Origin of the sequence: Cupriavidus necator N-1, from assembly GCF_000219215.1 — a bacterium.
GTDB classification, from domain to species: domain Bacteria; phylum Pseudomonadota; class Gammaproteobacteria; order Burkholderiales; family Burkholderiaceae; genus Cupriavidus; species Cupriavidus necator.
Genome location: NC_015727.1, coordinates 212,569 through 236,651, shown reverse-complemented (window position 1 = coordinate 236,651; position 24,083 = coordinate 212,569). Strand labels below are relative to the sequence as shown.

General features: G+C 61.9%; 20 protein-coding genes and 5 pseudogenes. 13 read left to right on the top strand and 12 right to left on the bottom strand.

Annotated elements, in window-relative coordinates; translation table 11 throughout:
• Positions 1 to 188: 188 nt before the first annotated feature.
• From CNE_RS31295 to CNE_RS31275, 5 genes and pseudogenes are all read right to left on the bottom strand, one after another.
• Positions 189 to 1,214, bottom strand: coding sequence for a sigma-54 interaction domain-containing protein (locus tag CNE_RS31295; protein WP_013958723.1), 1,026 nt, complete (start codon positions 1,212 to 1,214; stop codon positions 189 to 191).
• Positions 1,215 to 1,359: 145 nt separating this feature from the next.
• Complete coding sequence (locus CNE_RS31290; RefSeq protein WP_013958722.1) at positions 1,360 to 1,578, bottom strand: helix-turn-helix domain-containing protein; 219 nt, start codon at positions 1,576 to 1,578, stop codon at positions 1,360 to 1,362.
• Positions 1,579 to 1,778: 200 nt separating this feature from the next.
• A complete protein-coding gene (locus CNE_RS31285) occupies positions 1,779 to 2,930 on the bottom strand; it encodes a P-loop NTPase family protein (RefSeq protein WP_013958721.1) in 1,152 nt (383 codons plus the stop codon).
• A 259-nt stretch (positions 2,931 to 3,189) separates the two neighbouring features.
• Positions 3,190 to 3,480 (bottom strand): annotated as a pseudogene (locus CNE_RS31280) (H-NS histone family protein).
• Positions 3,464 to 4,258, bottom strand: coding sequence for a hypothetical protein (locus CNE_RS31275; RefSeq protein WP_041228983.1), 795 nt, complete (start codon positions 4,256 to 4,258; stop codon positions 3,464 to 3,466). Before CNE_RS31275 ends, CNE_RS31280 begins: the two are co-directional and overlap by 17 nt.
• Before the next feature lie 53 nt (positions 4,259 to 4,311).
• Here CNE_RS31275 and CNE_RS43160 point away from each other — a divergent pair, with 53 nt between their 5' ends.
• The 10 genes from CNE_RS43160 to CNE_RS31235 all read left to right on the top strand — a co-directional run bounded on the left by CNE_RS43160 (position 4,312) and on the right by CNE_RS31235 (position 14,078).
• Complete coding sequence (locus CNE_RS43160; RefSeq protein ID WP_013958718.1) at positions 4,312 to 5,085, top strand: hypothetical protein; 774 nt, start codon at positions 4,312 to 4,314, stop codon at positions 5,083 to 5,085.
• A 400-nt stretch (positions 5,086 to 5,485) separates the two neighbouring features.
• A complete protein-coding gene (locus CNE_RS31265; RefSeq protein WP_013958716.1) occupies positions 5,486 to 6,397 on the top strand; it encodes a TauD/TfdA dioxygenase family protein in 912 nt (303 codons plus the stop codon).
• Between the two features lie 9 nt (positions 6,398 to 6,406).
• Positions 6,407 to 6,967, top strand: coding sequence for an RBBP9/YdeN family alpha/beta hydrolase (locus CNE_RS31260; RefSeq protein WP_013958715.1), 561 nt, complete (start codon positions 6,407 to 6,409; stop codon positions 6,965 to 6,967).
• An 875-nt stretch (positions 6,968 to 7,842) separates the two neighbouring features.
• Positions 7,843 to 9,114: an MFS transporter gene (locus CNE_RS31255; protein ID WP_041228982.1), complete on the top strand. Its 1,272-nt coding sequence runs from the start codon at positions 7,843 to 7,845 to the stop codon at positions 9,112 to 9,114.
• A 193-nt stretch (positions 9,115 to 9,307) separates the two neighbouring features.
• Positions 9,308 to 10,318, top strand: a complete 1,011-nt coding sequence (locus CNE_RS31250) for a zinc-dependent alcohol dehydrogenase family protein (RefSeq protein WP_013958711.1) — start codon at positions 9,308 to 9,310, stop codon at positions 10,316 to 10,318.
• A gap of 267 nt (positions 10,319 to 10,585) precedes the next feature.
• Positions 10,586 to 10,801, top strand: a complete 216-nt coding sequence (locus tag CNE_RS43155) for an alpha/beta hydrolase (RefSeq protein WP_080569623.1) — start codon at positions 10,586 to 10,588, stop codon at positions 10,799 to 10,801.
• Positions 10,802 to 10,805: 4 nt separating this feature from the next.
• Positions 10,806 to 11,507: a DsbA family protein gene (locus tag CNE_RS31245; RefSeq protein ID WP_049800697.1), complete on the top strand. Its 702-nt coding sequence runs from the start codon at positions 10,806 to 10,808 to the stop codon at positions 11,505 to 11,507.
• Positions 11,500 to 11,829 carry a Rieske (2Fe-2S) protein gene (locus CNE_RS39695; protein ID WP_080569622.1) on the top strand — a complete coding sequence of 110 codons (330 nt, stop codon included), beginning with the start codon at positions 11,500 to 11,502 and terminating at the stop codon, positions 11,827 to 11,829. The genes CNE_RS31245 and CNE_RS39695 overlap by 8 nt, the downstream gene beginning before the upstream one ends.
• 47 nt (positions 11,830 to 11,876) lie before the next feature.
• On the top strand, positions 11,877 to 12,677 hold the full coding sequence (locus tag CNE_RS31240) for an SDR family NAD(P)-dependent oxidoreductase (protein ID WP_049800696.1): 801 nt from the start codon (positions 11,877 to 11,879) through the stop codon (positions 12,675 to 12,677).
• A gap of 420 nt (positions 12,678 to 13,097) precedes the next feature.
• The gene (locus CNE_RS31235) at positions 13,098 to 14,078 is read left to right on the top strand and encodes a quinone oxidoreductase family protein (RefSeq protein ID WP_013958707.1); all 981 of its coding nucleotides are present in this window, start codon (positions 13,098 to 13,100) and stop codon (positions 14,076 to 14,078) included.
• A 350-nt stretch (positions 14,079 to 14,428) separates the two neighbouring features.
• Here the strand turns inward: CNE_RS31235 and CNE_RS31230 are convergent, their stop codons facing one another.
• The gene (locus CNE_RS31230) at positions 14,429 to 15,703 is read right to left on the bottom strand and encodes an alpha-hydroxy acid oxidase (RefSeq protein ID WP_013958705.1); all 1,275 of its coding nucleotides are present in this window, start codon (positions 15,701 to 15,703) and stop codon (positions 14,429 to 14,431) included.
• A 63-nt stretch (positions 15,704 to 15,766) separates the two neighbouring features.
• A complete protein-coding gene (gene glaH / locus CNE_RS31225) occupies positions 15,767 to 16,696 on the bottom strand; it encodes a glutarate dioxygenase GlaH (RefSeq protein ID WP_013958704.1) in 930 nt (309 codons plus the stop codon).
• Between the two features lie 51 nt (positions 16,697 to 16,747).
• On the opposite strand from glaH, the gene CNE_RS31220 reads away from it, so the two are divergent.
• A complete protein-coding gene (locus tag CNE_RS31220; RefSeq protein WP_238553189.1) occupies positions 16,748 to 17,704 on the top strand; it encodes a LysR family transcriptional regulator in 957 nt (318 codons plus the stop codon).
• 325 nt (positions 17,705 to 18,029) lie between these two features.
• Here the strand turns inward: CNE_RS31220 and CNE_RS31215 are convergent.
• From CNE_RS31215 to CNE_RS31205, 3 genes and pseudogenes are all read right to left on the bottom strand, one after another.
• Positions 18,030 to 18,895: pseudogene (locus CNE_RS31215) on the bottom strand (DDE-type integrase/transposase/recombinase); the annotation flags it as partial.
• 381 nt (positions 18,896 to 19,276) lie between these two features.
• Positions 19,277 to 20,299 (bottom strand): IS110 family RNA-guided transposase, encoded by a 1,023-nt coding sequence (locus tag CNE_RS31210; RefSeq protein ID WP_013953603.1) that lies wholly within the window; start codon positions 20,297 to 20,299, stop codon positions 19,277 to 19,279.
• 135 nt (positions 20,300 to 20,434) lie between these two features.
• Positions 20,435 to 21,487: an RNA-guided endonuclease InsQ/TnpB family protein gene (locus CNE_RS31205; RefSeq protein ID WP_041229160.1), complete on the bottom strand. Its 1,053-nt coding sequence runs from the start codon at positions 21,485 to 21,487 to the stop codon at positions 20,435 to 20,437.
• A gap of 345 nt (positions 21,488 to 21,832) precedes the next feature.
• On the opposite strand from CNE_RS31205, the pseudogene CNE_RS31200 reads away from it, so the two are divergent.
• Positions 21,833 to 22,588: pseudogene (locus tag CNE_RS31200) on the top strand (IS630 family transposase); the annotation flags it as partial.
• Positions 22,589 to 22,668: 80 nt separating this feature from the next.
• On the opposite strand, the gene CNE_RS31195 reads toward CNE_RS31200, so the two are convergent.
• Positions 22,669 to 23,040, bottom strand: coding sequence for a helix-turn-helix domain-containing protein (locus CNE_RS31195; RefSeq protein ID WP_013958699.1), 372 nt, complete (start codon positions 23,038 to 23,040; stop codon positions 22,669 to 22,671).
• A gap of 178 nt (positions 23,041 to 23,218) precedes the next feature.
• Between CNE_RS31195 and CNE_RS40690 the strand changes: the two are divergent.
• A pseudogene (locus tag CNE_RS40690) lies at positions 23,219 to 23,410 on the top strand (hypothetical protein); the annotation flags it as partial.
• A 135-nt stretch (positions 23,411 to 23,545) separates the two neighbouring features.
• Here the strand turns inward: CNE_RS40690 and CNE_RS31185 are convergent.
• A pseudogene (locus CNE_RS31185) lies at positions 23,546 to 24,078 on the bottom strand (IS6 family transposase); the annotation flags it as partial.
• Positions 24,079 to 24,083: the final 5 nt, after the last annotated feature.

Genomic DNA, 24,083 nt, shown 5'->3' with positions numbered 1-24,083 from the left:
AGGTGACGCTTCCTTAAAGAGAGTCACACGACACATACTAAGCAGAAGCTGTGCCAGGAGAACGGGTTGATTTTTTCCCTTTTAAATCAATGACTAACAATCGACACCTCTGGGAATCGCGTGACTAGCACGCGTATATGCGGCGGCCCGCGTGAGATGCACACTACGGCGCGTGATTTTCACGCGAATCAGTTCGAGGCTAGTCCCAACTTGATCATCTGGTGCCGCAGAGCGTGGCGGCTTAGGCCGAGTCGCTGCGCAGCCCGCGCGACATTGCCTTTGCAGGCGGCCAGGGTCTGCTCGATGAGTTCTGCCTGAAAGCGGGCCGTGGCAGAGTAGTAATCCAAGCCGTCATCCGTCGCTGCAGTTGCTAGCGACGCGTTGACTTCGACAACGGTTGCCGCTGCGTCAGCCGGGTCTGCCGGCGCCGCCGCCATTACTCCCACTGCCCGGAGGATGCGTGCGGGCAGATGCACAGGAAGCACGCAATCGCCCTGCTCCAGCAGGCAGATCCGCTCGAGCAGATTCTCAAGCTCGCGCACATTGCCCGGCCAAGGGTACGCGCGGAATATCCGCTCGACCTCCGGGTCCAACTGCTCCATCCGACTGCCGTACTGGAGGTTGTAGCGATGCAGCGCGCTATGCGCGAGCAGCAGGATGTCGTCGCCGCGCTCTCGCAGGGGCGGAATATTGATCGCGATTACCTGTAGCCGGTAGTACAGGTCTTCGCGGAACTTGCCGGCATTGACCTCGCTAAGCAGGATCTTGTTGGTGGCGGCGATGAAGCGAACATCCACGCTGATGGGCTTGACCGCGCCAACGCGACGGAAGCGCCGGGTATCTAGCAGTGTCAGCAGCTTGGACTGCATCACCAGATCCAGCTCGCGCACCTCGTCGAGAAAGACGGTGCCGCCATTTCCGGCCTCGATTAACCCCTCTTTCTTCCCGACCGCGCCGGTGAAGGCGCCGCGTTCGTGGCCAAACAGTTCCGATTCAAGCAATTGCGCCGGAATCGCCGCGCAATTGATATCGATGAATTCTGCCCAGGCGCGGCTCGATTGCTGGTGCAGCATGCGAGCCACCAAGCTCTTGCCAGTACCGGTTTCTCCATACAACAACACTGTGCGCGCTTGGCTCGCTGCCACGCGTGCGATCAGGTCGCGCAGAGCGGCGATCGACGGATGGTCTCCGACAAGTTGCAAGGGTGCATTCATCGCGACGCACCCAAGTAGCCGACCGCACCCAAATAGTCCGACACATCGTAGCCCATGAATTGTTGATTTACCGGATTTGCGAGTGCCGTGTGTGAGAGGCCAAGAACGGTTAGCCAAGATGGCTCGCGGGCGGCGCATCTCGTTGTCATGGCTGCTCCCATGCAGCCAACTCGCCGGTCTTGAGCGCATGAGCCGCTGCCTGTTCGAGCCAAGGCGCATGAGTCTTGGGAACGACCAGCATCGTCAAGCCTAGTCCGTCCATCACACGCAGGGCGCGCTCGAGATTGACGCCCTTGCCGTTCTCCAGCTTGGACAGCATTCCAATGGAGACACCGCAATGCCTCGCCGCCTGGTCAATGGGCATCCCTTCCCCTGCGCGGGTGGCTCTGGTTGATGGCATTGGAAAGTCCGGATCTCAGGGAATCATCATGCTGCGCTCAAAGCACGCTCACCCCCATCTGAAGCAAGCTGTCGTCCTCGGCGTAATCGCCCTTTTGCTGCATGTATGGACTCGACGCCTGCGGTCGTACGTTGAATGAATGGGCGCGGGCTCAAGCGATAGGGCTATCTAGGGACATCGTCGAGCATCCCGGCGCTGGCCATGAGCGTTGCTAGGCCGGTCTCCTCGAGCGCATAGACCCCACGGGCCGCGCGCCATACAAGCGCCTTCTCCTGCAGCGCCGCAAGCGCTTGCTGAGCGCCAGATACGTCGATCTTAGCGTCGACATTGGGTGATGTCGCTTGCAACACAGCGTTGTACGACTCAATGGTCGCGGCTTCGAATGGCGCAAATTTCTCACCGCGGACCGCCATGACGCGAAGAACCGTCGATTGCGGTGGCGTCAAATTATGCACCACTCGCAATTGCTCGCGCTCGCTCTCTGCGATCTGCTCGTCGATGGCCTCGGCGAAGCGCGTGCTTACCTGATCCGGCGGCAACCCAAACTCAAAGCGTACCGCATCCGCTGCGGCCCCGAGTAGCTCAGGACGGAAGGAAGCGCGCTTAAAGAGTTCGTAGACTCGGGCAGGGTCAAGGGGGGCGCCGAGGTTCAGCCGATGGCAGAACCACTGCACGTAATCCATACCGAGGGTGGGAAAATTAATGAGCGGCGCGCCCATGAAAGCCTGATCGCGACCGGCACGCAGCATCGCCAACTTGTCGCGGTTAGAACCTGTGGCCACGACACGAAGGCCGAAATGGCGGCTGCTATTGAGCTCGTCCCTCGCAGCTTTAAGCGCAAACAACGCATCGTTGCCCTTTTCGCTCGCGATAGCTTGCTGTGCTTCATCGATGACCAATGCGATCGGGCGCTTCACCTCGTCAGACAATTCGGCCAGCGCGGTCGACAATGAAATGCCATCGCCAAGACCGATGCGATCCAGCGAAAACGAAAGTCCCCCCACGGCGACCTTCTCCATGCCAGCAGATCGCGCGAGTCGGGTAATGACGCCCTCGTGCTTCGCCAGCTCTGCGCGCACCATGTGCACGATGGTTTCGCCAGGATCTGCGCTCCGGTCTTCCCACAGATCAACGTAAAGAACCAGCGCGCCTTCCTTTTCGAGCGCTGGCCGCAGATCCTCTCGCAGGAACGTTGACTTGCCCGTGCGCCGCGGAGCCGCCAAAAACAGCCCCGAACTTGAAGCGGATGTCGGCGACACTTCCAAAACTTTCTTGGCGAGGTTGGTTGCAAGCTCCTCGCGCCGGAAGAATTCCATGTTGCTTTCTCTGCTCTATTATCAACTATAGGAAATTATAGACAATTATAGAGCCGCTATCTGATGAATCTTCCTCGCCGCTACAATACATCGCCAAGATAGGTTTGATGCACATCTTTGGCGGTGTTGCGGTGGCGCAGCCTCCTTCCTATCGGGCTTCACCGTACTCCGGGCAAAATCTCTGGCAGCGAGCAACTGGAGTCCGCTGCTGTACCGCACGCTGGCCTTCGACGCCCCCGCGTGGCCAGCGCGCTCTCTCTTATACCCGGTAAAACTCCGCGCTCTGCCCCGCATTGACCGCCCGCCGCAGCCAGTCCGGCATCTCGCCGGCCCCGTCCCAGCTCGGCCCGCGGCGTTGCGGTAACAGACCACCGGCGGCGGCGCTGGCGGCGCTGGCGGGGGTGCGGGCGGCACCGGCGCCAGCGGCGGTGGTTGGGGGCGGCCGATCAAAGCACCCTGCCGCCCGCAGTTTCTCCATGGTCAGGTCGTAGTCGGCCATCCGGTCCTGGATCCAGCGGACCGCCGCCGCCCGCTCAATTTTTGCTGTCATCGTTTTCGTTGTCGTTGCGGTCGCTGCTGTCGCTGCCATCTTCCGGGTTCGAGCCGGTCGGCGCCCCGTGCTCGTCGGCCGGCTTTTCGTCTGGTGCTTCGCTATCGGTCGATGCCGGGCCGCCGAATTTGTGCCGCCGTTCCTGCTCGCGCGGCAGGCGCAGTTCTGCCAGCAGCTGGCGCGCCAGCACGGCTTCCGCCTCGGCGCGCTCGGCCCGGCGCTGTGCTGCCGCCAGTTCCGTCTGCGCCGCGTCCCGCTCGCCGGCGGCCTGGCGCTGCGCCGCCTCGGCGGCCGCGAGCCGCTCGTTGAGCCGCTCCGCGAGCGCCGCCGCCTGGGCTTCGAGTCGGGCCCGGACCTCGGCCTGCGCGACTGCGGAGTCGCGGGCCTCCTGGCGTGCCGCTGCCAGTTCGCCGCGCAACTCTTCGGCGGCGCGCTCGCTCTTCTGGCGCGCGGTACGCTCCGCATCCAGTCCGCGTAGTGCCCGCCGCTCGCTGGCCTCGGCCCGTTCCTGGGCAATGGTCACGTGCTCGCGGGCGCGTTCCAGCCCGGTCGAGAATTGGGTACGCAGCTCCGTCAGCTGGCGGCCCGCCGCCTTTTCTGCCCGCCCCGCTTCCAGCCGGGCCTGGGTGGCGGCGTGCGCCTGCCGCTTGCTGCCCTTGCGCACCAGGCTGTAGAGCTTGTTGGCGGTGGGCGTGACGCCATAGCGGAAGAACAGCAGGCCGCAGACCTCGCGATACAGCGCGCGGGTCTCGGAGAAGCGCCCGCGCAGTTCAGCCAGGTCGGCCTGCAGCGCGGCGCCGGTCAGAGCTCCCGATCACCCCCCTGGAAAGCTTGGCGGCCCCGCTGCCCAGCCCGCTCGAACGCCTGCAGCTGCCGCCGGCGCTCTCCGGCGCCGCCGGCAGCAAGAAGCTCGGCCGCGGCCACCGCGACTGGCGCCCCTTTGCCGGGCCCCTGTCGCCGGCCAGCGTGCGGCACGCGCTGGTCATTCTGAATGCCCTCTTCGCCTGGCTGACCGAAGCCGGCTATCTGGCCGGCAATCCGCTCGCGCTGGCGCGCCGCCGGCGCGCGCCGAACCGGCCGCGCATCACGCGCTACCTCAGTCACGACTTGTGGGACGCGGTCAAAGAGACCGTCGCGGCGATGCCGGTCGCGACCGAGCGTGAACGCCTGCACCCGGCGCGCTGCCGCTGGGTGCAGACGGTGCTCTACCCGGGCGGGTTGCGGGCCGCCGAGGTGACGGGCACCCCCATGGGGACGTTCTGGACCCGCACCTCAGGGGTTCTTCACTTCTCGACCCACTTACTGCGACAGAGCCTCTTTTCGCACCGGGTGGAACTTGGCGCGGCATTCAATGGCATCGTATTTTTCCAGAGTCACCTGCAAACGCCCCTCTCCACCTATTCCAGCCTGGATCAGTATGCACGGCAGTATGTCGAGTCGGTCAGCGCGCGCAGCGGGCAGACGGCGGACGAGAAAGTGCGTCAAATGATTGTCGCGTTGATGCCCTCGGGGGAATGTTCCCTCGCCCGTATTGCTGGCCTGCTCGGCGTGGATGTACGGACCATCCGGCGCCGGCTCGGGGCACGTCGTACAACGAGCTTCTGAACGAGGTACGCAAGGATCTGGTGGTGCGATACCTGAGTGAGGTGTCGCGCAAGCATGCGGAAATTGCGTTGCTCCTTGGTTTCAGCGGCCCCAGTTCATTCTCGCTCTCGCGCTGGTTCAGGCACGAGTTTGGGTACAAGGTCCAGGACTGGACCGGCGGCAGCACGCCCTCTGTCTGAGCAGCCGCCCCCCCCCCGAGCATTCTGCTCGGCGTGTCAGTTCGGAACGGCAGAGCCGGCAGGGAGGTCTGCACCGCGTCGCGATCCGCGAGGGTGCCAGTCACATCGGGCAACTGACATAGAATGATAAATGCCTGTCACGTATTGACAAGCGGGAGAAACTCGCGACGCCCAAACTCTCAATGATCGATCGGCCTAATCGACAATAGGAGACAGGGTTCATGATTCAGCGCCTCAAAGCGGCACCCGCAGTGGTCCGCGCAACCTCTCTGGGCAATTCGATCCAGGTCGAGCAAGTCACTTGCACGATCGGTGCGGAGCTCAGCAACGTCAACCTCGGTGCGGCTGCCGAAGACGACCAACAGATGGCGGAAATCCGTGCCCTGCTCCTGAAGCATCGCGTGCTGTTCTTCCGCGACCAGGACATCACGCGCGCGCAGCACGTGGCCTTTGCACGCCGCTTTGGCGAGTTGGAGGACCATCCGGTGGTGGGCAGCCATCCCGATTACCCGGGACTGGTTCAGATCTACAAAACCCCGGACAGTCCTCCCGATCGTAACGAGAATTCCTGGCATACCGATGCCACCTGGCGCGAAAAGCCACCGCTAGGCTGCGTGCTGCGCTGTATCGAGTGCCCGCCCGTGGGCGGCGACACGATGTGGGTCAACATGGTCGAGGCCTATAACCAGTTGCCCGAGGAGATCAAGACGAAGATCGCCGCATTACGCGCGCGCCACGGCATCGAGGCGAGCTTCGGTGCCGCCATGCCGATCGAAAAGCGTCTTGCACTGAAGGCTCAGTTCCCGGATGCCGAGCACCCGGTTGTGCGCACCCATCCTGAAACCGGAGAGAAGATCCTGTTCGTCAACGGAAGCTTTACGACGCACTTCACCAATTACAACGTGCCGGCCAACGTGCGCTTCGGCATCGACAAGGCGCCGGGTGCCGCCAATTTGCTTAGCTACCTGGTCAGCCAGGCCACCATCCCCGAATACCAGGTGCGTTTTCGCTGGAAGAAAAACAGTGTTGCGTTCTGGGACAACCGTTCGACCCAGCACTACGCAGTGATGGATTACCCCCCGTGCCACCGAAAGATGGAGCGCACCGCCATCATCGGTGACGCACCTTATTGAAAGACCGATATGACCGCTACGGCACCGACCGTCCTCATCGTCCCTGGCCTGCGTGACCATGTGCCGGAACACTGGCAGACCCTGCTGGCGGCGAAGCTGCCTCGCGTCGTTAGCGTCGCCCCGCTTGAGCAAGACAAGCTGAGTTGCGCGGCCCGCGTCGACGCGATCGATCGCGCCCTGGCCACCATCGAGGGGCCAGTGATCATCGTGGCGCACAGCGCTGGCGCGATGATGGTCGCCCATTGGGCGGCTCGGGGCGCCACCCGCGAGATCCTCGGGGCACTGCTTGCAGCACCGGCGGACCTCGAGACGCCCATGCCGCTAGGCTACCCCACAACCGACACACTGAGCGACCACGGCTGGCTGCCGATCCCGCGCGGGCCATTGCCGTTTCCGAGCATCGTTGCGGCAAGCAGCAACGATCCGCTGACGCGTCTCGATCGCGCCCGCGACCTGGCGCAGGCGTGGGGCAGTCGCTTCGTCGAACTCGGCGAAGTCGGGCATCTGAATCCCGCTTCAGGCTATGGCGAATGGCCCCGGGCCGAAGCCTTCATTCGCGAACTCTCCTGACCGCACCACGGCCGATTGCCATCGGCCGGGAAGACGCAACGAGCACGATCCGCATGACTGCCTGACGGACGTGCCGTAACGGTAGACACCCGGTCGGGTGACTACCGTAGCGCCGGCGACCGGCGCACACGCTGAAACAATATCGCGATGTCAGCCCGGAAAACCGGGACTGGTATCCAACCAGCTCTTTCTCTTATGGAAGGGCTTCCATAGTCACCAGGCATGGCTCCTTGCAGGGGTGATGCTCACACGCAGCGCCCGTGACGTCGAGCCATATGCGTACCTGCACCGCTTGCTCACCGAGCCGCCGCAGCGTGCGCGTTGCGGACGTCCGCTCTATCTTGCAACTCCCCTATCCGCGTTATCCGGCAACAAGCCGCGCTGCAACATTACGGGTAAGAACCGGCTCCTCGAGGTGTGTTGAATTTGGCACTAGGTGATCCGGTGCTCCCTGCGCCAGCGGATGACTGTCATAAAAGGCCAAGTTCATGGCGTGCAAGGTAAAGCGGGATGTCGCGCCAGGCTAGATGATCCGATGCAAGAGTCCCATATCAGGGATCGTGTCGCCGAACGTGATGCAACCTTACTCGTCGGCCGCGATCTGTTCACGCACCTGCCTGGAGGTTGCCCGCCTTTTTCTGCGCAAGCAGACCTGTGATGCTTGTTCCGCAACTGTGCGCCGATGCATGGCGAAATCGAGACGATAAGCCATGGCGCGGCAGCTGGCATCAGCGACCACGGCCTCTCATGACCACTGCCAGCCCTGCCTGAAGGCCTTGCCTCACAGGGGTCACACGACAACTGGCGGCACTACTAGTCATGAGTTTCAAGAATCATTAGAGGAGACAGAATTGAGCACGTATACAAGTAACGCGATGCCGGCTGAGCCGGCTGCGGCTACCACTGGCGCCCGCCCCTACGCGTGGGTGGTATTTTCATTGATGTTCTGCCTGTTACTGTCTGACTACATGTCGCGGCAGGCGATCAATGCCTTGTTTCCGCTCTTGAAGGTGCAGTGGCAGATTTCCGATACGCAGCTCGGCTCGATTAGCAGCGTGGTGCCGTTGATGGTCGGCGTACTGACCCTCCCGTTCTCCATACTCGCCGACCGCTGGGGACGCGTCAAAAGCATTGCCCTAATGGTTTCGGTGTGGAGTGTTGCCACGCTCGGGTGCGCTATCGCCGCTAACTACCACGAGATGTTCGTCGCGCGCTTGTTCGTTGGCGTCGGCGAGGCTGCCTACGGCAGTGTCGGATTCGCTATGCTTGTGAGCATCTTTCCAAAGCATATGCGGTCTACCATTGCCGGCGGCTTTACATCTGCCGCTGCTTTTGGGTCCGTGCTCGGTGTCTCGCTTTCCGGCCTCATTGCGACGCACTTGGGCTGGCGCTGGTCGATGGCTCTGATGGCGATCATTGGCTTTGTGCTGGTGATCATTTACTGCTCCGTGGTTACGGAAAAAAAACTCGCAAGTGTCCGACTGGACAATGGGAACAGAACTCCGGCATACGGGCATGTGAAACTGACACCGCGTGCGTTCTTCTCTGGCCTGTTTCCGTCCCCTTCTGTCTTTTGTGCGTACCTCGGCTGCGCCCTGCAGATCTTCGTCCAGGGCACTCTTTTCGTGTGGCTGCCCAGCTACCTGAACCGCTACTGGGGCATGCCGGTCAGCGAGGCGGCCGTACTGGCTGCCGGCCTTGTCCTTGTCAGCGGCCTGGGCCAACTCCTGTGCGGTGTGATGACCGATCGGATCAGCGGGGATTCGTTGCTCAAGAGGTGGAACATGGCCATTGGCTATTGCCTCGTGCTAGGCACGCTGCTGGCGATCGCGTTCCGCATGCCACAGGGCAATCTGCAACTCGCGCTCCTTGCGCCCGGGGTGTTCTTCCTTGCCAGCTCGTTCGGCACTTGTAGCGCGATCATTGCCGGTGCCACACCGCCAGCCATTCATGGCTCGGCATTTGCCACCCTGACGTTGTTCAACAACATACTGGGCCTCGCAGCAGGCCCATTTATCACCGGCATGGCAGCGGACGCGGTAGGTCTTCAGGTCGCCTTGCGATGGCTACCGCTCGCGGCAGTTCTTCCCTTCACCGTGTTCCTCATTGGCAGATGGTGTTACCTCGCGGAAACGCGACGCGGCTGAGCGCGCTGCCCGCGTGTCACCTGCAGGAGAGCGACCTGACGATCGGCGAGGTCGCGCGCCTGATGGGACCTTCAAGCCAGAACAGTTTCGGCCATTGGTTCCGTGCTGCTTTTGGCTGCACCATGACGCAATAGTGCAGGCAGCCGGCCGATCATTCTCGCCAACGTGACAATGCCCTCAGGAGGGAACGCCCTTGACCGTATCGAAAGCCATCTATCTGGAGCCACCCGGAGGGCTCGACCGCCTGGTCCCGGGGACGGTAGAAACCCGCCCGCCCGGCCCCGCTGAGATCACGGTGCGCATCCATGCAAGCTCGCTGAACTATCACGACTTCGGTGTCGTCAGCCGCGGGGTGGGGCCTGTGCGGTGCATCCCGATGTCAGATGGTGCGGGGGTCGTCACCGAAGTGGGTGCGGGGGTGAAGGAGTTCTCGGCCGGCGACCATGTGGTCAGCACGTTCTTCCCGACGTGGCTGGACGGTGAGCCGAGCCTGTCCGACTTCGCCACGGTTCCCGGCGACGGTATCGACGGCTTTGCGCGCGAAACCGTGACACTGCCCGTGACGGCTTTCACGCATGCGCCGGCTGCCTACAGCCATGTGGAAGCGGCGACGCTGACGACCGCGGGGCTGACTGCCTGGCGGGCACTGTTTGTCGATGGCGCGCTGAAGCCCGGAGAGACCGTGCTGATCCTGGGAACGGGCGGTGTCTCGGTGTTCGCCCTCCAGTTTGCCAAGGCGGCAGGTGCCACCGTGATCGCGACGTCAGGCTCGGGCGACAAGCTTGCGCGCCTGCGCAGTCTGGGCGCGGACCATGTGATCAACTATCGCGACGACCCACGGTGGGGCCATACGGTACTCACGCTGACCGGCGGCGCCGGCGTGGATCACGTCATTGAAGTCGGTGGCGCGGCAACGCTGGAGCAGTCCGTTGCCGCCGCGCGCACGGGAGGGCACGTGGCGATCATCGGCGTCTTGTCGGGCGCGGATTCGCCGTTCAATGTCAGGCAGATCCTGCGCAAGCAGCTACGCATTACCGGCCAGCTGGTGGGCAGCCGGCGCCACCAGCTCGACATGGTGCGGGCGCTGGATGCCACCGGCATCCGTCCCATTATTGACCGGCACTTTCCGCTGGACGAGATCGCCGACGCTTTCCGCTACCAGGCGGCGCAGAGGCACTTCGGCAAGATTGTGCTGAGCATCTGATGCCTGGGCGAGCGGACAGGCCAAGGCCCCGGCCGCCGCCACACTCGACGGTCGCGCGTATCGCTGCGATGACGGCCCTCAACCGCCAACGTGACAATGCCGTCTACGGTGGCTGGTCGATTCCTGCAACGTCACGACGACGTCAATATATTGATGTCGACACCAAAAATGCGACTGCTATGATCGGGCTCACGATAGCACGAGGCGGCGTCCAGAACGATCTGCAAGTCTGGACGAAGATCGCCAACGACGCGGGGATCAGGATCGATGAATATGATGTGTCGCGCGCGGCATCGCGGCCTGCCTGGGACAAAGCCGCCATTTCTCAGCCTGATAGCAGCCAGCCGTCACGGAGCCCTGGCCAGGTTCGGACGGCGCATTCAATTGGCGGGGGACCGGGGTGCTCGGCTTGTCGGCCTTGGGCATGTCGGTCACTTCGACCTTGCATCCGAATACGGCCCCTGGCCGACCACTAAGGAATGATTGCGTGAATTGCTCTGAACTTTCGGGTGCGGTCCCTGCCCCTGCACCGTCGCAAACTCTGCGCGTTGATTTTTACCTTGACCTGATTTGCCCCTGGTGCTGGATTGGGTTGCGAAATCTGCGTTCGGCATGGGCAAGCCTGCGGCAGCAGCACCCCGGATTGGCGCTGGAGACGGTATGTCATGCCAATGCACTGCTGCCGCAGATTCCTGCCCAAGGCATTCCCTACCAGGCATTTTATGAGGCACGGCTTGGTGGCCAACGGGCGGTGGCGATGCGCCGCGCACAGATTCGCGCCGTGGCAGAATCGGTTGACCTGTCGTTGAACTTCGAAAGCATCGCGACCTTTCCGAATTCGTCGCTGGCATGTGCCTTGGTCAATGCGGCCCAGTCCAGGCTGATGCCGGAGGCCATGTACCAGTTGGTAGAGTCCATCTACTGCGCTTTCTTCTCTCAAGGGCAAGACATCGGTTCAGCGCAGACACTGCAGGCCCTGGCTCAAGCGTCTGGGTTCAGTTGGGACGCCAGGGCGTCCTCTGCGCTCCAGTCCTCAATGGGCGCCGACCCTGCAGAAGGGGTTCCTCATCTCGTCTTCAATGGGCAGTGGCCGGTCACTGGCGCCGTACCGGCCAGCGAGTTGGTTCGCGTCATGCAGCAAGCCGTGTTGACCGGGCGTTTGCACAGCGAGTGCAAATCCAATGCCTGATCCCGGATGGATTCTGCTCGGGCCTCCGGAGTCACTGGCTCCAGGCGCCCGCAAACTGGTCTTCTTGCCAGACGGTCAATCGGCAATCGTGCTCAACCTTGGCGGCCAATTCTTTGCCATGGAAAACAGTTGCCCCCATGCCGGAGCCTCCCTCGCAGGAGGTTCGTGTGTGGAGCACATGATCAGCTGCCCTGCACACGGCTTGCGATTTGACATTCGCAACGGCCAGTGCACCGCATCTCCGAGCTTGCGTATCCGCACCTATGAAGTCGTGATGGAGGACAAGCAACTTTGGCTACGCCCGCCAGGGCTCAATTGCTGAGAGTTCCCTGAAACAGGGCGACTGCTTCCGCGGTGACATGAGAAGGAATGAAGATGAGCAATGGCTTTGACACGGAGTTTTTCGCCGAGCGCTTCGGCCTGCGCGGACTGACGGCAATCGTTACCGGCGCTGGCTCGGGACTTGGGCGGCAGGCGGCAAGGACGCTGGCCGCCACCGGCGCGCATATCGCCCTGCTGGGCAGGCGGCCGGAGCCGCTGCAGGAAACTGCAAAACTGATCGCACAAGCCGGCGGTACAGCGCGGGCCGTTCCCGTCGATGTTGCCGATCAGGAAGCCGTGCGGCTTGCCTTGGATGACATCCAGCAAAGCATGCCGCCGCTATGGGCGCTTGTGAACAATGCGGGCGTCGGCGGGCGCGCGGCGCTGTTCGACGTGGACGAGAAGATGTTCGACCGGGTATTCGACGTGAACACGAAGGCCGCGTTGCTGATGTCTACCGCCTTCGCACGCCGGCTCATCGACAGGCAGTTGCCGGGACGCATCATCAACATATGCTCCCTGGCCGCGCAGACGCACTCGCCGCACCTGGGCATCTACGGCTCCAGCAAGGCAGCGCTGGAGCACTTGACCCGCACGATGGCCCATGAATGGGCGTGCCACGGCATCAACGTCAACGCCATCAGTCCCGGCTACATCGAGACTGACATCAACCGCGCCATGTTCCAGAGCCCCGCGGGCAGGAAGATCGTCGAGGGCCTGCCTCGCCGGCGCCTCGGCACGCCCGAGGCGCTCGATGGCGCGCTGCTGACGCTCGCTTCGCCGGCCAGCGCATTCATGACTGGCTCGACGCTCGTCGTCGATGATGGGCAAGGCTTCAGCATCTGCTAAGTCCGGTCTCTCCGTCCATTTCGTGACGCTGCTATCGAAGCGGTCGCTGAGCCATCTGGAGAAGGTGCTGAGAGAGGCGAACCGCCGCGGCGTGCCCGACGCACTCTCACTTCGTCATCAATGCGCCTGCTTTGGTAGTCGATGGTCCAGTGCTCCTGCGCCAGCCGATGACTGTCATAAAAGGGAAAGCTCAATGCGTGCAAGGTAAAGTGGGAAGTGGCGCCAGGCCAGATGATTCAATCGTCGCAAAGGACAGCCGTTCCCGCTCAAGCATCCCTGCTACCCGGGAGAGGCCACAGGCGGCTTGAGCAAGCCGCCTGTGGCAATTTTTCTATCGCCTGACCAGCTTGCCGCGACATGGATTTGTCCCTTGGCGAGCCGCGGGCGTATTGTGATAGTTGATACCGAACAGGAGACAACATGGCGAAGGCCGTTAAGTTCTATGAAACGGGCGGACCCGAGGTCCTTCGTTTTGAAGACGTTGGCGTTGGTGAACCGGGACCGGGAGAGGTCCGCGTCCGCCACGTGGCGGCAGGCCTGAACTTTGCCGATACCTATTTCCGCAGCGGCACTTACAAGGTTCCGCTGCCCAGCGGTATCGGCAACGAGGCTGCTGGCGTGATCGAGGCCGTCGGTGCCGGCGTCACCCATCTGGCGGTCGGCGACCGTGTGACCTATACGGGATTTACCAACACGCTGGGCGCCTACAGCACGGAGCGGCTGATCTCTGCCGATCCTCTGATCAAGCTGCCGCAGGCAATCAGTTGCGAAATCGCGGCGGCCATGACGATGCGGGGCTTGTCAGCGGCCTACCTGATGCGCCGGATCTACCCCTTCAAGGCGGGCGACTCCATCCTGCTGCATGCCGCGGCAGGTGGTGTTGGCCTGATTGTTTCGCAGTGGGCCAAATTGCTGGGGCTGACGGTGATCGGCACGGTTTCCACCGATGCCAAGGCCGAAGTGGCGCGCGCCCACGGCTGTGACCACACCATCAACTACAGCCATGAGGACGTGGCCAAGCGCGTGCGGGAACTGACGGATGGCGTGGGCGTGTCCGTGGTCTTCGATAGCGTGGGCAAAGACACCTTCATGGCCTCGCTCGACTCCCTCAAGCGACGCGGCCTGCTGGTTTGCGTGGGGTTCGCCTCCGGTCCGGTCACGGGTTTCGATCCGGCAATTCTGGCCCGCAAAGGCTCGCTATTCCTGACGCGCCCGGGCCTGGCCGACTATATCGCCGATCCTGCCGAGAAGGCGGAACTGGTCGGCGAGCTGTTCGGCCACGTGGCGGCTGGCCGCATCCACATCGGGATCAATCAGCGCTATGCCCTGGAGGATGCAGTGCAGGCACACCGGGACCTGGAGTCTCGAAAGACCACGGGCTCGTCCATCTTCGTGATTTGAGCGCTCCCCCTCCTGGGGGAACCGGAGCCGTCAGGCCTGGCCGGCAAGACGGCTCCCGGTGATTTGGCAGTCGGGCCAGGTTGTTCGGGACCCGCTGTCGGTAGCGCTCTGCGTTGTACGCGGCGCGGGGATCCGCATATTCCACGCCATCGCGCAATGTGCTGACATGGCTGCGCCCTTGCGCACGCTTCCGGTTGGTGGCGCGCTGCATTACGGCACAGATCAGGAGATCAAAGGGTGTCGGCAGTCATTGATCGCCGACAACCTTGCTTTTTTAAGCTTCCGCGATTCCGATAGGCAGCAAGGCCGGTCAGAATGTCGCGCACATTCGCGCATCGGACCGGGTTGGCTTACCCCGACGTAACTCGGCCGGTTCCGTGGCCCTGGACGATGACGGTATCGTTCACGTCTGCGATGGTCGTCGCGCCAAGCATGGCCATGTTGCGATCGACCTCATCGCGCAACAGCGTGATGGCGTGGCGAATGCCTTCGGCTCCTCCAATGGCCGCAGCGTAAACAAAGGGCCGCCCTAGGAAGACAAAGCGGGCTCCCAGTGCCAACGCCTTCAGAACATCACCGCCTCGCCGGATACCGCTGTCCATCATCACGGTTATCTTATGCGCGACTGCCTCACAGATCTCCGGCAGGACAGCAAGCGGTTCCACGGCGCCGTCCAACTGGCGCCCACCGTGATTCGAGACAATGATGCCGTCGGCGCCCAGGGCGACAGCGCGTTCGGCATCGGACGTATGCAAAATGCCCTTGATGACGAGGTTGCCGCGCCATCTTTTCCGGATTCGCTCGATATCCGTCCAGTTCAGGTGATCCCGCCCCGCCGTATCGCGAATTGCGGAGGCCGACAAGATCGGTGCGCCGCGAGATGCAAAAGAATTCTCAAAATGCGGCATCCCACTCGAAATAAGCGTCCTGGCGAACGTCCCGGCCAGCCAACGCGGCCGGGACACGCCATCGAATGCCAGACGCACAGATGGTCGCAGAGGCAAGGAGAAGCCCGTACGGACGTTATTCTCCCGGTTGGCCCAAACGGGAATATCAACCGTCAGGACAAGCGTTTTGAACCCGGCCGCTTCAATCCGGTCAATCAGCGCGTCCCTGCGTGTGGCGTCACCTGGCAGGTACGCCTGGAACCACGTGCCCGGCGCGGCCGCGTGAACGGTTTCCATCGGAATCAGGGACGTACCGCTCATGATTGCGGGTATCTGCTCTTCCCGTGCCGTTTGGGCGAGGACCACATCGCCGCGGTAAGCGGCAATCGCACTGATTCCGACGGGCGCCACGCCAAAGGGAGCAGCGTAACGTTGCCCGAAGATCTCGGTCGCTTGCGACCTTCCCGATACGTCGACAAGGACTTTTGGACGAAACCTGACCTCGTCGAAAGCGGTCCTGTTCGCGGCAAGCGACTTTTCATCCTCCGCAGCGCCGGCAATATAGCCAAAGATGGGGCGCGGAAGCACCCGCTTTGCCGCGACCTCAAAATCGGCAAGCGAGAGGATCGGCCGCAGTCGTCGAGGAAGCTGACGGTTGACGCCATAGGCAGGCTTGGCAGGTGTTCCGGCGCCCGGAACGGCCTGGCTTCTTGCAACTTCGGTTTGAGATGTCATCATGATTTGAAGCTTCTATCAGGCCCAACCGCTGTCACTGTCAGCCACGCCGGATCACATTGATAATTAGGCGAACGTGCCTCGCTGGCGCATCAGCTCACGGAACAGGGCCTCACTCTTCTCGAACGGCGCACGCCCGTGGAGGTAGAAGTAGTTGTTCAGGACAACCAGGTCGCCGACGGGCAGCGACACTTCCCTGGTTCCCGGCGAAGCCTCCATGGAGGTCGACAGGTCGTTCAGGAATGCAGCCTCCTCGCGATTGCGAGGCTGTACAAACTGATCGATGAAGGACATCGACAACCCAAACTCGTTCTGGAAGAAGAGCGGGCGCTCGACCTTGTCGCTGACATTCTTGGACCCCGGCGCCTTGTAGAGGAAAGGCTGCGTCCCGAGACGGTGACTGACAAAGCGGTCACGCCCTTCCCAATCGTCCAGATGCAGGAACCGGGACTCGCCGCCAACTGCATTCTGTTCTGCAAACTTCATCATCAACAGCCAGTCCGTCGCTTCGGTAACGAAGGTGCCGTCGGTGTGCATCGTGAAGAGCCGATAGGCCTGGCGCAAATAGGAGTCGCTATTGTCCGTATGCTTGACCACGAAGCGCGCATAGTAAGTGCCCGACATCGAATCGTGGTTGCTGGGGCCCAGCAGGTGCCCGATGGCAGTGCCGAAGCGAACGAAATCGTCGGCGTCCGTCGTCAGTCCCTGGAGGCCTACCGTAAAGCCACCGTGCTGCCGGTCCTTCACAATCTTGTTGATGGTTGTAGCGAAGTCCTCCCCGACATGCTTCGCGAGCACGTCCGCGAGTTCATAGCGCATGAAGGGGACATACTCCAGGTTCTGGACATCGACCTTGCGTACGTCATGCAGGAACCCAAGAAGTGCATCGCGCTCAACGGTCACATGCAGGATGCGATGGTGATCAGGGTGGGCAGACAACTGGAAGCGGCACTCATCTTGGCTGGCAAGCACTGCAGCGGGAAGCGGGGCATTCATCGATAGCTCTCAGGAATGTGGTATGGCGCTATTTCATCTGGATTCTTTGATATGATCCAGATAGACGTGTGTAATATTTGTTCCGAAATTGAGATTAAAACGATGATCGACGTTCGCCAACTGCAGTGCTTTCTCGCCGTGGCGGAAGAACTTCACTTTGCGAAGGCGGCAGATCGCCTGGGGGTCGCACAGTCAGGGCTCAGCACCCAGATCCAGCGCCTTGAGCAGGATCTGGGAGTCACTCTGCTGAACCGAAACAAAAGGAAGCCGGTGTCACTTACCGACGCGGGGCACCTGTTCCAGGCCGAGGCTGTCGCTGCATTGCGACACATTGAGCGCGCCGACCAGGTGGGACGCCTGGCTGCCCGAGGACTGGCCGGCGTCATCCGTGTCGGCTATGTGGCATCTGGCGCAAGCAGCGGCCTGTTGTCCATGATGCTGAGCGAGTTTCGGAAATCACACGAAATGGTCCGGATCGAAGTCGTGCCAATGGAAACGCCAAGGCAGCTTGAAGCGCTCAGCGATGGCCAGATTGATGTGGGAATTGTCAGGCCCAGGCGGCTCTATCCGGCTGGCGTGGTCACCAAAGTCGTACAGACCGAACGTCTGCTGGCTGCCATGACAGAAAGCCATCCCCTTGCAAGGCGAACGACAATTCCAGCGCGCGCGCTGGCAGATCAATCGTTCATCGTCCCTCAGTTTGCAGACGAGGAAGGATTCGGGTCCGCGTTATCCGCCCTGGGCGAAGTCGGAGGGTTCACGCCGCATCTGGAATATCGGGTCCAGGATTTCATCTCGGCAATTTGCCTTGCGTCTGGGGGATACGGAGTGGCCATCGTGCCTGAGTCAATGCAGAACTTCTCCCAGCCAGGAATCTTCTACGCACAGATCTCTGACTTTAAATTCTCAGTGCAACTGGTGCTGGCTCACAGGCGTCGGGAAATATCCCCAGCAGTACGCGCATTTGTGCAACTCGGAACTCAGATGTTCAATGGCCGGGCGTCCTAGCCTCGCCATTTGCACCAGCGCCTGATCGAGGAGGACGAACCCTGCCGGATACCTGGCCACCACAAGGAGAGAAAATGGAAGACAACAGCGACGACCTGCGCATCGTTCTACATGCGCCCACCGTCGCCGCGCTAGCCCGGGCGCGTAGACTCGCCCCAAACGACCGTTAGCATTGTCGTGAATTCCGAGGCCGTGGAGGCCGCGCTGGACGTGCCGGATTCCGCTTCCGACGCCCTCACCCTGGTCTGTCCCAACACGCTGGCCAAGATCGGCCGGGAGGCGCGAGCGCCATTTACCGTCGGCCTGCCAGCAGCAGCGTCGGATTGGGCTGGTACTTGGCCGTGCGGAACAGGCTCTCCACAAAGGCGTTATCGTCGCTCACGCGTGGGCGCGAATACGAGGGCTTGACGCCCAGCCAGTGCAACATCGCCAGCACCGTGGTGGCCTTGAGCGTAGCACCATTGTCCCCGTGCAGCACCTGCTTGGTCGCCATGGCGTGAATACCCTCGGCCAGCGCCGTGCGCTTGACCAGATGCGCCGCGTGGTTGGCGTCGTCCCGATCGTGGACCTCGAAGCCCGCGATCTTGCGGCTGTAGACGTCCAGGATCAGGTACAGATAAAACCAGCGCCCGGCGACCTCGGCCGGCAGGTAGGTCATGTCCCAGCACCACAGTTGGCGCGGCCCCGTGGCCACGTGCGTGGTGGGTGGGCGGCTTTGGCGCGGTGCCTTGGCGCGTCCTCGATGCCGGGTCTGCCCATGGGCGCGCAGCACCCGACCAAAGCTCGATTCGCTGGCCAGGTAGACACCCTCATCGGCCAGCATGGGCACGATGCGCGCCGGCGGCATGTCCGCGAAGCGCGGCTCATTGGCAACCGCCAGAATGCGTTCGCGCTCCTCGATGGTCAGCGCATGCGCGGGCGTGGGACGCTCTGCCCCGGGGCGGGGGTCTCCGACCACCAAGCCATCGTGGGCCTTCCAGCGTTGCAGAGTGCGCACGGTTATGCCAGCGACCTCGCACGCCTGGCGCAGGCGTGCGCCGCCTGCCTGAGCGGTTTCGATATGGCGGACCATCGTGTGGCGATCTTCCAGGCCGATCATGCGTCCTCGTCCTTGTCCTTCGGAAAGATCCCCTCTAGCTTCTTTGAGAGTATCAACAAGGCGGCGGCTTCGGCCAGGGCCTGCGGGGGGCGACCGGCAGGAACTTGCGCAAGGTCGCGACAACCTGCCGATATGGCATTTGCGCCTAGTACGGAGGCTCGCAGAGGCAGGACACGATTCGGGCACTTTGACGTCCTTATATGAACACCGCCCGGATGCCAAGGTAAATTGAAGGGCTTTGGCTTGTAGGTATGGGTTGCTGTCTTATATCCGACCTTGCTGCAGGAACGTGCCTGCGGGCCTTGATGGAATCAGCCGGGAACGTCCCCATCTCCCACGACGGGCTGTAAGCCGCTTGGACGTCATCGGGTTTGCGTTCCCGCGGTCCGACCTAGTTTGCCATCACACCTTATCTCCTTACCCTGTGCAACCCTGAAGGTATTCGTTTGTGCCCTGCTGTGGTCGTGCTTTCGCTACGCAGGCCGTGCGCTGATATAGCCGGGTTCATAGACGCGGCGATGGGCAAGCAATGCCCAGGCGGTGCGCGCCATCTTGTTGGCTAGCGCGACGATGGCAACATTGGTCGGGCGCCTGACCAGCAGGGCCTCAGCCCAGCACGGGCGCCGCTTCGAGCGGGTCAGCACGATGCGTGCGCCATGGATCAGCAGTTTGCGCAAATAGGGATCGCCACGTTTGCTGATATGGCCGAGGTGAACCTTGCCGCCGGTGCCACTCTGGGTTGGTACCAGGCCCAGGCTGGCCGCGAAGGCTCTGCCTGAGCGGTAAGCCTGGGGAGATCCCATGGTGGCAACCAGGGCCGTGGCGGTGATCGGGCCAATTCCCGGAATCGCATCCACACATTGGGCGGCAGGCTCGGTTTTTAGCCATGCAGCGATCTCTTGCTCGGCCGCGAGGATTTCAGCGTCCAACTGCCTGAGTCGCTGTAACTGGCGCGACAACAGTCGCCACAAGGGAGCCGGGATGGTTTGCTCGATCTCGCTCAGTCGGGTGACAAACTGCGCCATGGCAGCCTTGCGACCAAGCACGAAGTGCAGGCCGTATTCGCCCAGCAAGCCGCGAATCTGATTCACTTGCCGCGTGCGGCTGTCGACTAGTTCCGAGCGAATTCGGTGCAATCCAAGTAAGGCTTGCTGTGCCTCAGTCTTTACCGGTATCGGTCGCATCCCAGGTTGCTGCGCGGCTGTCCAGATCGCGCGCGCGTCGGCCGCATCGGTCTTGTTGGTCCGCACGAACGGTCGCACGTACTTTGGGTGGAGTAGGATGGCTTCATGGCCCAGGCTGATAATCTTTCTTGCCCACCAGTGCGCGCCGCCACACGCCTCCAGTACGAACTTGCCGGGGGTGCGATTGCTCAGAAAGGAAATCAGTTGGGTCTTGCTGAGGCGCCGGCTGTGCGTCTCGCCCGTCTCTGGGTCGACCCAGTAGAGCTGGAAGATCGACTTTGCAAGATCCAGCCCATATGTCGTAGCATTCATTTGGGCTCTCCTTACCTCAAGTGATGGTTCGGATCTTCACTTTGGCACATCGATGCCGTCGGTCAAGCGAGAGCCCTTCATCGTGGAACCCCCGCTAGCGTTACTGACGGGCGGTGTTCATTCCATCTCCCCTGCCTAAAGGCAGGGGATTCCCACACCTGGCGATGCACGTCCGCATCGGAGAATGTTTAACGCAGCATTGGTATCACGGTCATGCACGACACCACATCTACTGCAGGTCCACTCTCTTATTCGCAGTCCTGCGATACCTTTCGGCCGCGTCGTGCTGTCCTTCGAACCGCACGCCGAACAGGACTGGGTAGAACCGCTTTCGTTCACTTCCTCAAACGTGGCTCCGTGCGCAATCGCTTTGTAGCGGAGCTTGTCCCGGAAGGACGACCAGGATGCGTCGTAGACGCTCTTCGCCATCTTGGTTTTGGCGAGTTTCAAAGCCGACACGTTGCCGACCGCGATGTAATCGAAGCGCCGGACGAGCTCGAGCGCAAGCTTGTGTTGGAAGTCGGCGCGGGCATTCGCCACCTTGGCATGCAGCTTGGCAATATGCCGCTTGTGCTTTCGCGCACGCTGCGCCTTCGCCAGTCGTTCGGCGGCTTGCCGGCCAAACCGGTCATTGGGGAGCTTCTCGCCGGTCGAAAGCGTCGCGAAGTCCTTCAAACCAAGATCGATGCCGACGCCAGTTTGAATCGGGCGTGCCGGCATATCAGCAACTTCTATCACGATGTTGAGAAACCAGTTCCCGCGCGAATCCTGCGCAAAGTTGCTGCCGTCCCTGACCTTGCCTTCGGGCAACAGGCGACTATTGAAAACGCGGAAGGTATGCCCGGCAAAGCGAAACGCCTCGCCCTCTCGTTTCAAATCGCGGCCCTTCATGGGCACCCATCCAAGGCTCTTCCTACCGCGGTATCGCAAGTAAGGACGGCGATGCTGGCTGCGCGATTTCGCGTACTGCTCGCATGTCGCGTTGACCGTGCCGGAATGGATGCCGAGTTCCTTGCTGCTGCCCGTGGTCAGCACGTTCAGATCGAACCCGCTCGGCCACGTCTTCCCCCATTTGAGCGCGTGCTTCTGCGTGTCATTGCAGAAGTTCCAGACGTAGTTCACCGCGCGGCTCTGCTTGTTGAGCAGGCCGTTGAGCGACTTCACCCGGTAGCGGTAGACACGAATCATGCCGCTCATTCTAACGTGGGAATGCCGCCTTTCGGCGGCGCTCCTTTCACTCCCCGCCTTGAATGGCGAGGTTTCTCGGAGCAAATCTGATGAAAGGCGACCTTACCGAAGACCGTTGTCAACTTTGCGTATCCGATAGTCCTTGAGTGGAAGCCAGAGGCCGCATCGAGAACAGACCCGTCGCAACTCGCAAATCTCTTCGGATTGCTCGGCGACCATGATTTGTTGCAGCTTATGCAGAACCTCTTTCCCGTCCGCCAGTGACAACCCAACTGTCTCCGGCGTCAAATCACCGATTGGCCGCTCGGACCGACAGAGCTCGTGTGTGCTGGAGCCCCCCCAATCGGTCTGGACTTCGGGCTGTGGACACGACAGATTGTGGCCACGCTCATCGATGAGAAATTTGGTGTGAAGATGGGTGTCACAGCAGTGGGCAGGCTGCTGGCGGGACTGGACTTGAGCCCGCAAAAGCCATGGCAGCGGGCGTACCAACGAGATCCGCAGGCCGTCGAGCGCTGGCAGCGTGAATCATTTCCGGGCATTGCGGCTGCGGCCAAGCAAAGCGGTGCGGACATCTACTTCTGGGACGAATCAGGATTTCGAGCCGACGCGGTGCATGGCAAGACCTGGGCGGTCAAAGGCGAGACACCGGTGATTGAGCGCCCCGGGCAGCGCCAATCGAATTCCGCCGCGTCCGCGGTGAACGCCGAAGGTGCCTTCTGGTTTGCGACCTACAAAGGGGCCTTGACCGCGGAGCTATTCATCGAATTGCTCAAGAAGATGATGACGGGCCGCAACCGCCCAGTGCATCTGATCGTTGACGGACTGCCAGCACACAAGAAGGCCAATGTGCGCGAGTACATCGAATCGACCAAGGGAAAGCTCACGATGCATGTGCTGCCGGGTTACGCGCCCGACCCGAATCCCGACGAGTTCGTGTGGAGTCATCTCAAGCGAACTGGTGTGGCGCGCGATCCGTTGCGAGCGGGCGAGAAACTGGAAATCCGCGTTGAGCAGCACCTGCACGACGTGAAGAAGAACCGCCGGCTTGTGCGCTCATTCTTCGACGCCCCATCTGTCGCCTATATTTCGGACCGCTGAGTAGAAGGCACCCATCAAGCGGTCGATCGCCGTCACGAGTATGACCGCTTCCACGCCACGGCGCCACGCGACGCTACTAGCTAAGCATTCTGGTCCCACGCCACATCCTCGCCAATCTTGGCCGCATGGGCCGCTGCCTGTTCGAGCCAAGGCGCATGCGCCTTGGGAACGACCAGCATCGTCAAACCCAGTCCGTCCAATACACGCAGGGCATGCTCGAGATTGACCCCCTTGCCGTTCTCGAGCTTGGACAGCATGCCGATGGAGACACCGGAATGCCTGGCCGCCTGGTCAATAGGCATTCCTTTCCCTGCCCGGCTTGCTCGAATCCGGTCGCCCAGTTGGTGAATGGTGCGAATCGTCGCGCGCGACGGTGGAGTCGGATCAGGTAGTGACCGTGGCATGGGGGCCGTTCGTGCAGAAGGAAAGCCAGCGAGGAGGCGGTTTTCCATGTTGTTTCATAAATGTGAAATTATACTCTCACAATGGCGGCCGGGATGCCGGCAAGAATCCGCGCCTGCTAATAAGCACTTCGCAGAGGCCCGTAGCGGAGGGATGGCCATGGCCAAGTCACGCGGGGCACCGAAAAGGATCGCCAAGGAGATCACCCTGCGGCAGTTTCGCTACTTCGCCGCGGCCGGCTTCGGCGTGCTGACCGATATGGTGTACCGGCCGTGGTCGCTGGAGGGCAAGCAGATCGAGGTCAGGGCCATCGCCTCGGCGGTGCCGGACATGGAGGTCGGCATGATGTGGCAGGCCGGCCGCAAGCTCGACAAGCCGGCCGACGCGCTGCGCGAGTTCCTGATCCACGCTTGCGGAAGTCGAGCACGCTGTTCCAGGTCTGCGGGCGCGCGGGCCGGCCGACTGCCGAGGGCCACTGTGGCAGCCATGCCGGTAGTCAACGCGAGCTGAAGGTAGGCAAGGGCTCTGTCAACTTGCCGACAGCGAGACAAGGCAATCACGGGTGGGCCGGTGGCTGTTCTCGGCCCGATTGTTCACGCGGGCGGTCGCCTTCACGAACACGTGCTTGACGCAGGCCAACTCCGGGATGTCGGCTTTCGCCGCCGGGTAGCTGCGCAGCTGATCGGTGACAATCTTGCGCGGCGCCGGGCAAGAGCACAGCACGCGCAGGAAGAAACGTTTAGCGGCAGCCTTGTCGCGCCGCTTCTGCAGCAGGATGTCGAGTTCGGCGCCATGTTCGTCGACCGCTCGCCATAGGACGTAGGGCTCACCGCGCAGCTTCACGAACATCTCGTCCAGATGCCAAGTGCTGCCTGGCTTGCGCCGTGCGACCTTGGCGCGATGCGCGAAGCCGGCGCCGAACTTTTCGCACCAACGGCGAATGGTTTCGTAGGTCACGACGACACCGCCCTCGAACAGCAACTCCTCGATGTCGCGCAGACTCAGGTTGAAGCGAAAATACCAGCGCACCGCGCAGCTGATGATCGCCGCCGGAAACCGGTGGCCATGAAGAGCGATTTCTTCTTCATCTCGC

Bases quoted from the DNA above. Each gene is read 5' to 3' on its own strand.
- CNE_RS31295 (WP_013958723.1), bottom strand. From the start codon at position 1,214: ATGAATGCACCCTTGCAACTTGTCGGAGACCATCCGTCGATCGCCGCT.
- CNE_RS31290 (WP_013958722.1), bottom strand. From the start codon at position 1,578: ATGCCCATTGACCAGGCGGCGAGGCATTGCGGTGTCTCCATTGGAATG.
- CNE_RS31285 (WP_013958721.1), bottom strand. From the start codon at position 2,930: ATGGAATTCTTCCGGCGCGAGGAGCTTGCAACCAACCTCGCCAAGAAA.
- CNE_RS31265 (WP_013958716.1), top strand. From the start codon at position 5,486: ATGATTCAGCGCCTCAAAGCGGCACCCGCAGTGGTCCGCGCAACCTCT.
- CNE_RS31260 (WP_013958715.1), top strand. From the start codon at position 6,407: ATGACCGCTACGGCACCGACCGTCCTCATCGTCCCTGGCCTGCGTGAC.
- CNE_RS31255 (WP_041228982.1), top strand. From the start codon at position 7,843: ATGCCGGCTGAGCCGGCTGCGGCTACCACTGGCGCCCGCCCCTACGCG.
- CNE_RS43155 (WP_080569623.1), top strand. From the start codon at position 10,586: ATGAATATGATGTGTCGCGCGCGGCATCGCGGCCTGCCTGGGACAAAG.
- CNE_RS39695 (WP_080569622.1), top strand. From the start codon at position 11,500: ATGCCTGATCCCGGATGGATTCTGCTCGGGCCTCCGGAGTCACTGGCT.
- CNE_RS31240 (WP_049800696.1), top strand. From the start codon at position 11,877: ATGAAGATGAGCAATGGCTTTGACACGGAGTTTTTCGCCGAGCGCTTC.
- CNE_RS31235 (WP_013958707.1), top strand. From the start codon at position 13,098: ATGGCGAAGGCCGTTAAGTTCTATGAAACGGGCGGACCCGAGGTCCTT.
- CNE_RS31230 (WP_013958705.1), bottom strand. From the start codon at position 15,703: ATGATGACATCTCAAACCGAAGTTGCAAGAAGCCAGGCCGTTCCGGGC.
- glaH (WP_013958704.1), bottom strand. From the start codon at position 16,696: ATGAATGCCCCGCTTCCCGCTGCAGTGCTTGCCAGCCAAGATGAGTGC.
- CNE_RS31220 (WP_238553189.1), top strand. From the start codon at position 16,748: ATGATCCAGATAGACGTGTGTAATATTTGTTCCGAAATTGAGATTAAA.
- CNE_RS31210 (WP_013953603.1), bottom strand. From the start codon at position 20,299: ATGAATGCTACGACATATGGGCTGGATCTTGCAAAGTCGATCTTCCAG.
- CNE_RS31205 (WP_041229160.1), bottom strand. From the start codon at position 21,487: ATGATTCGTGTCTACCGCTACCGGGTGAAGTCGCTCAACGGCCTGCTC.
- CNE_RS31195 (WP_013958699.1), bottom strand. From the start codon at position 23,040: ATGGAAAACCGCCTCCTCGCTGGCTTTCCTTCTGCACGAACGGCCCCC.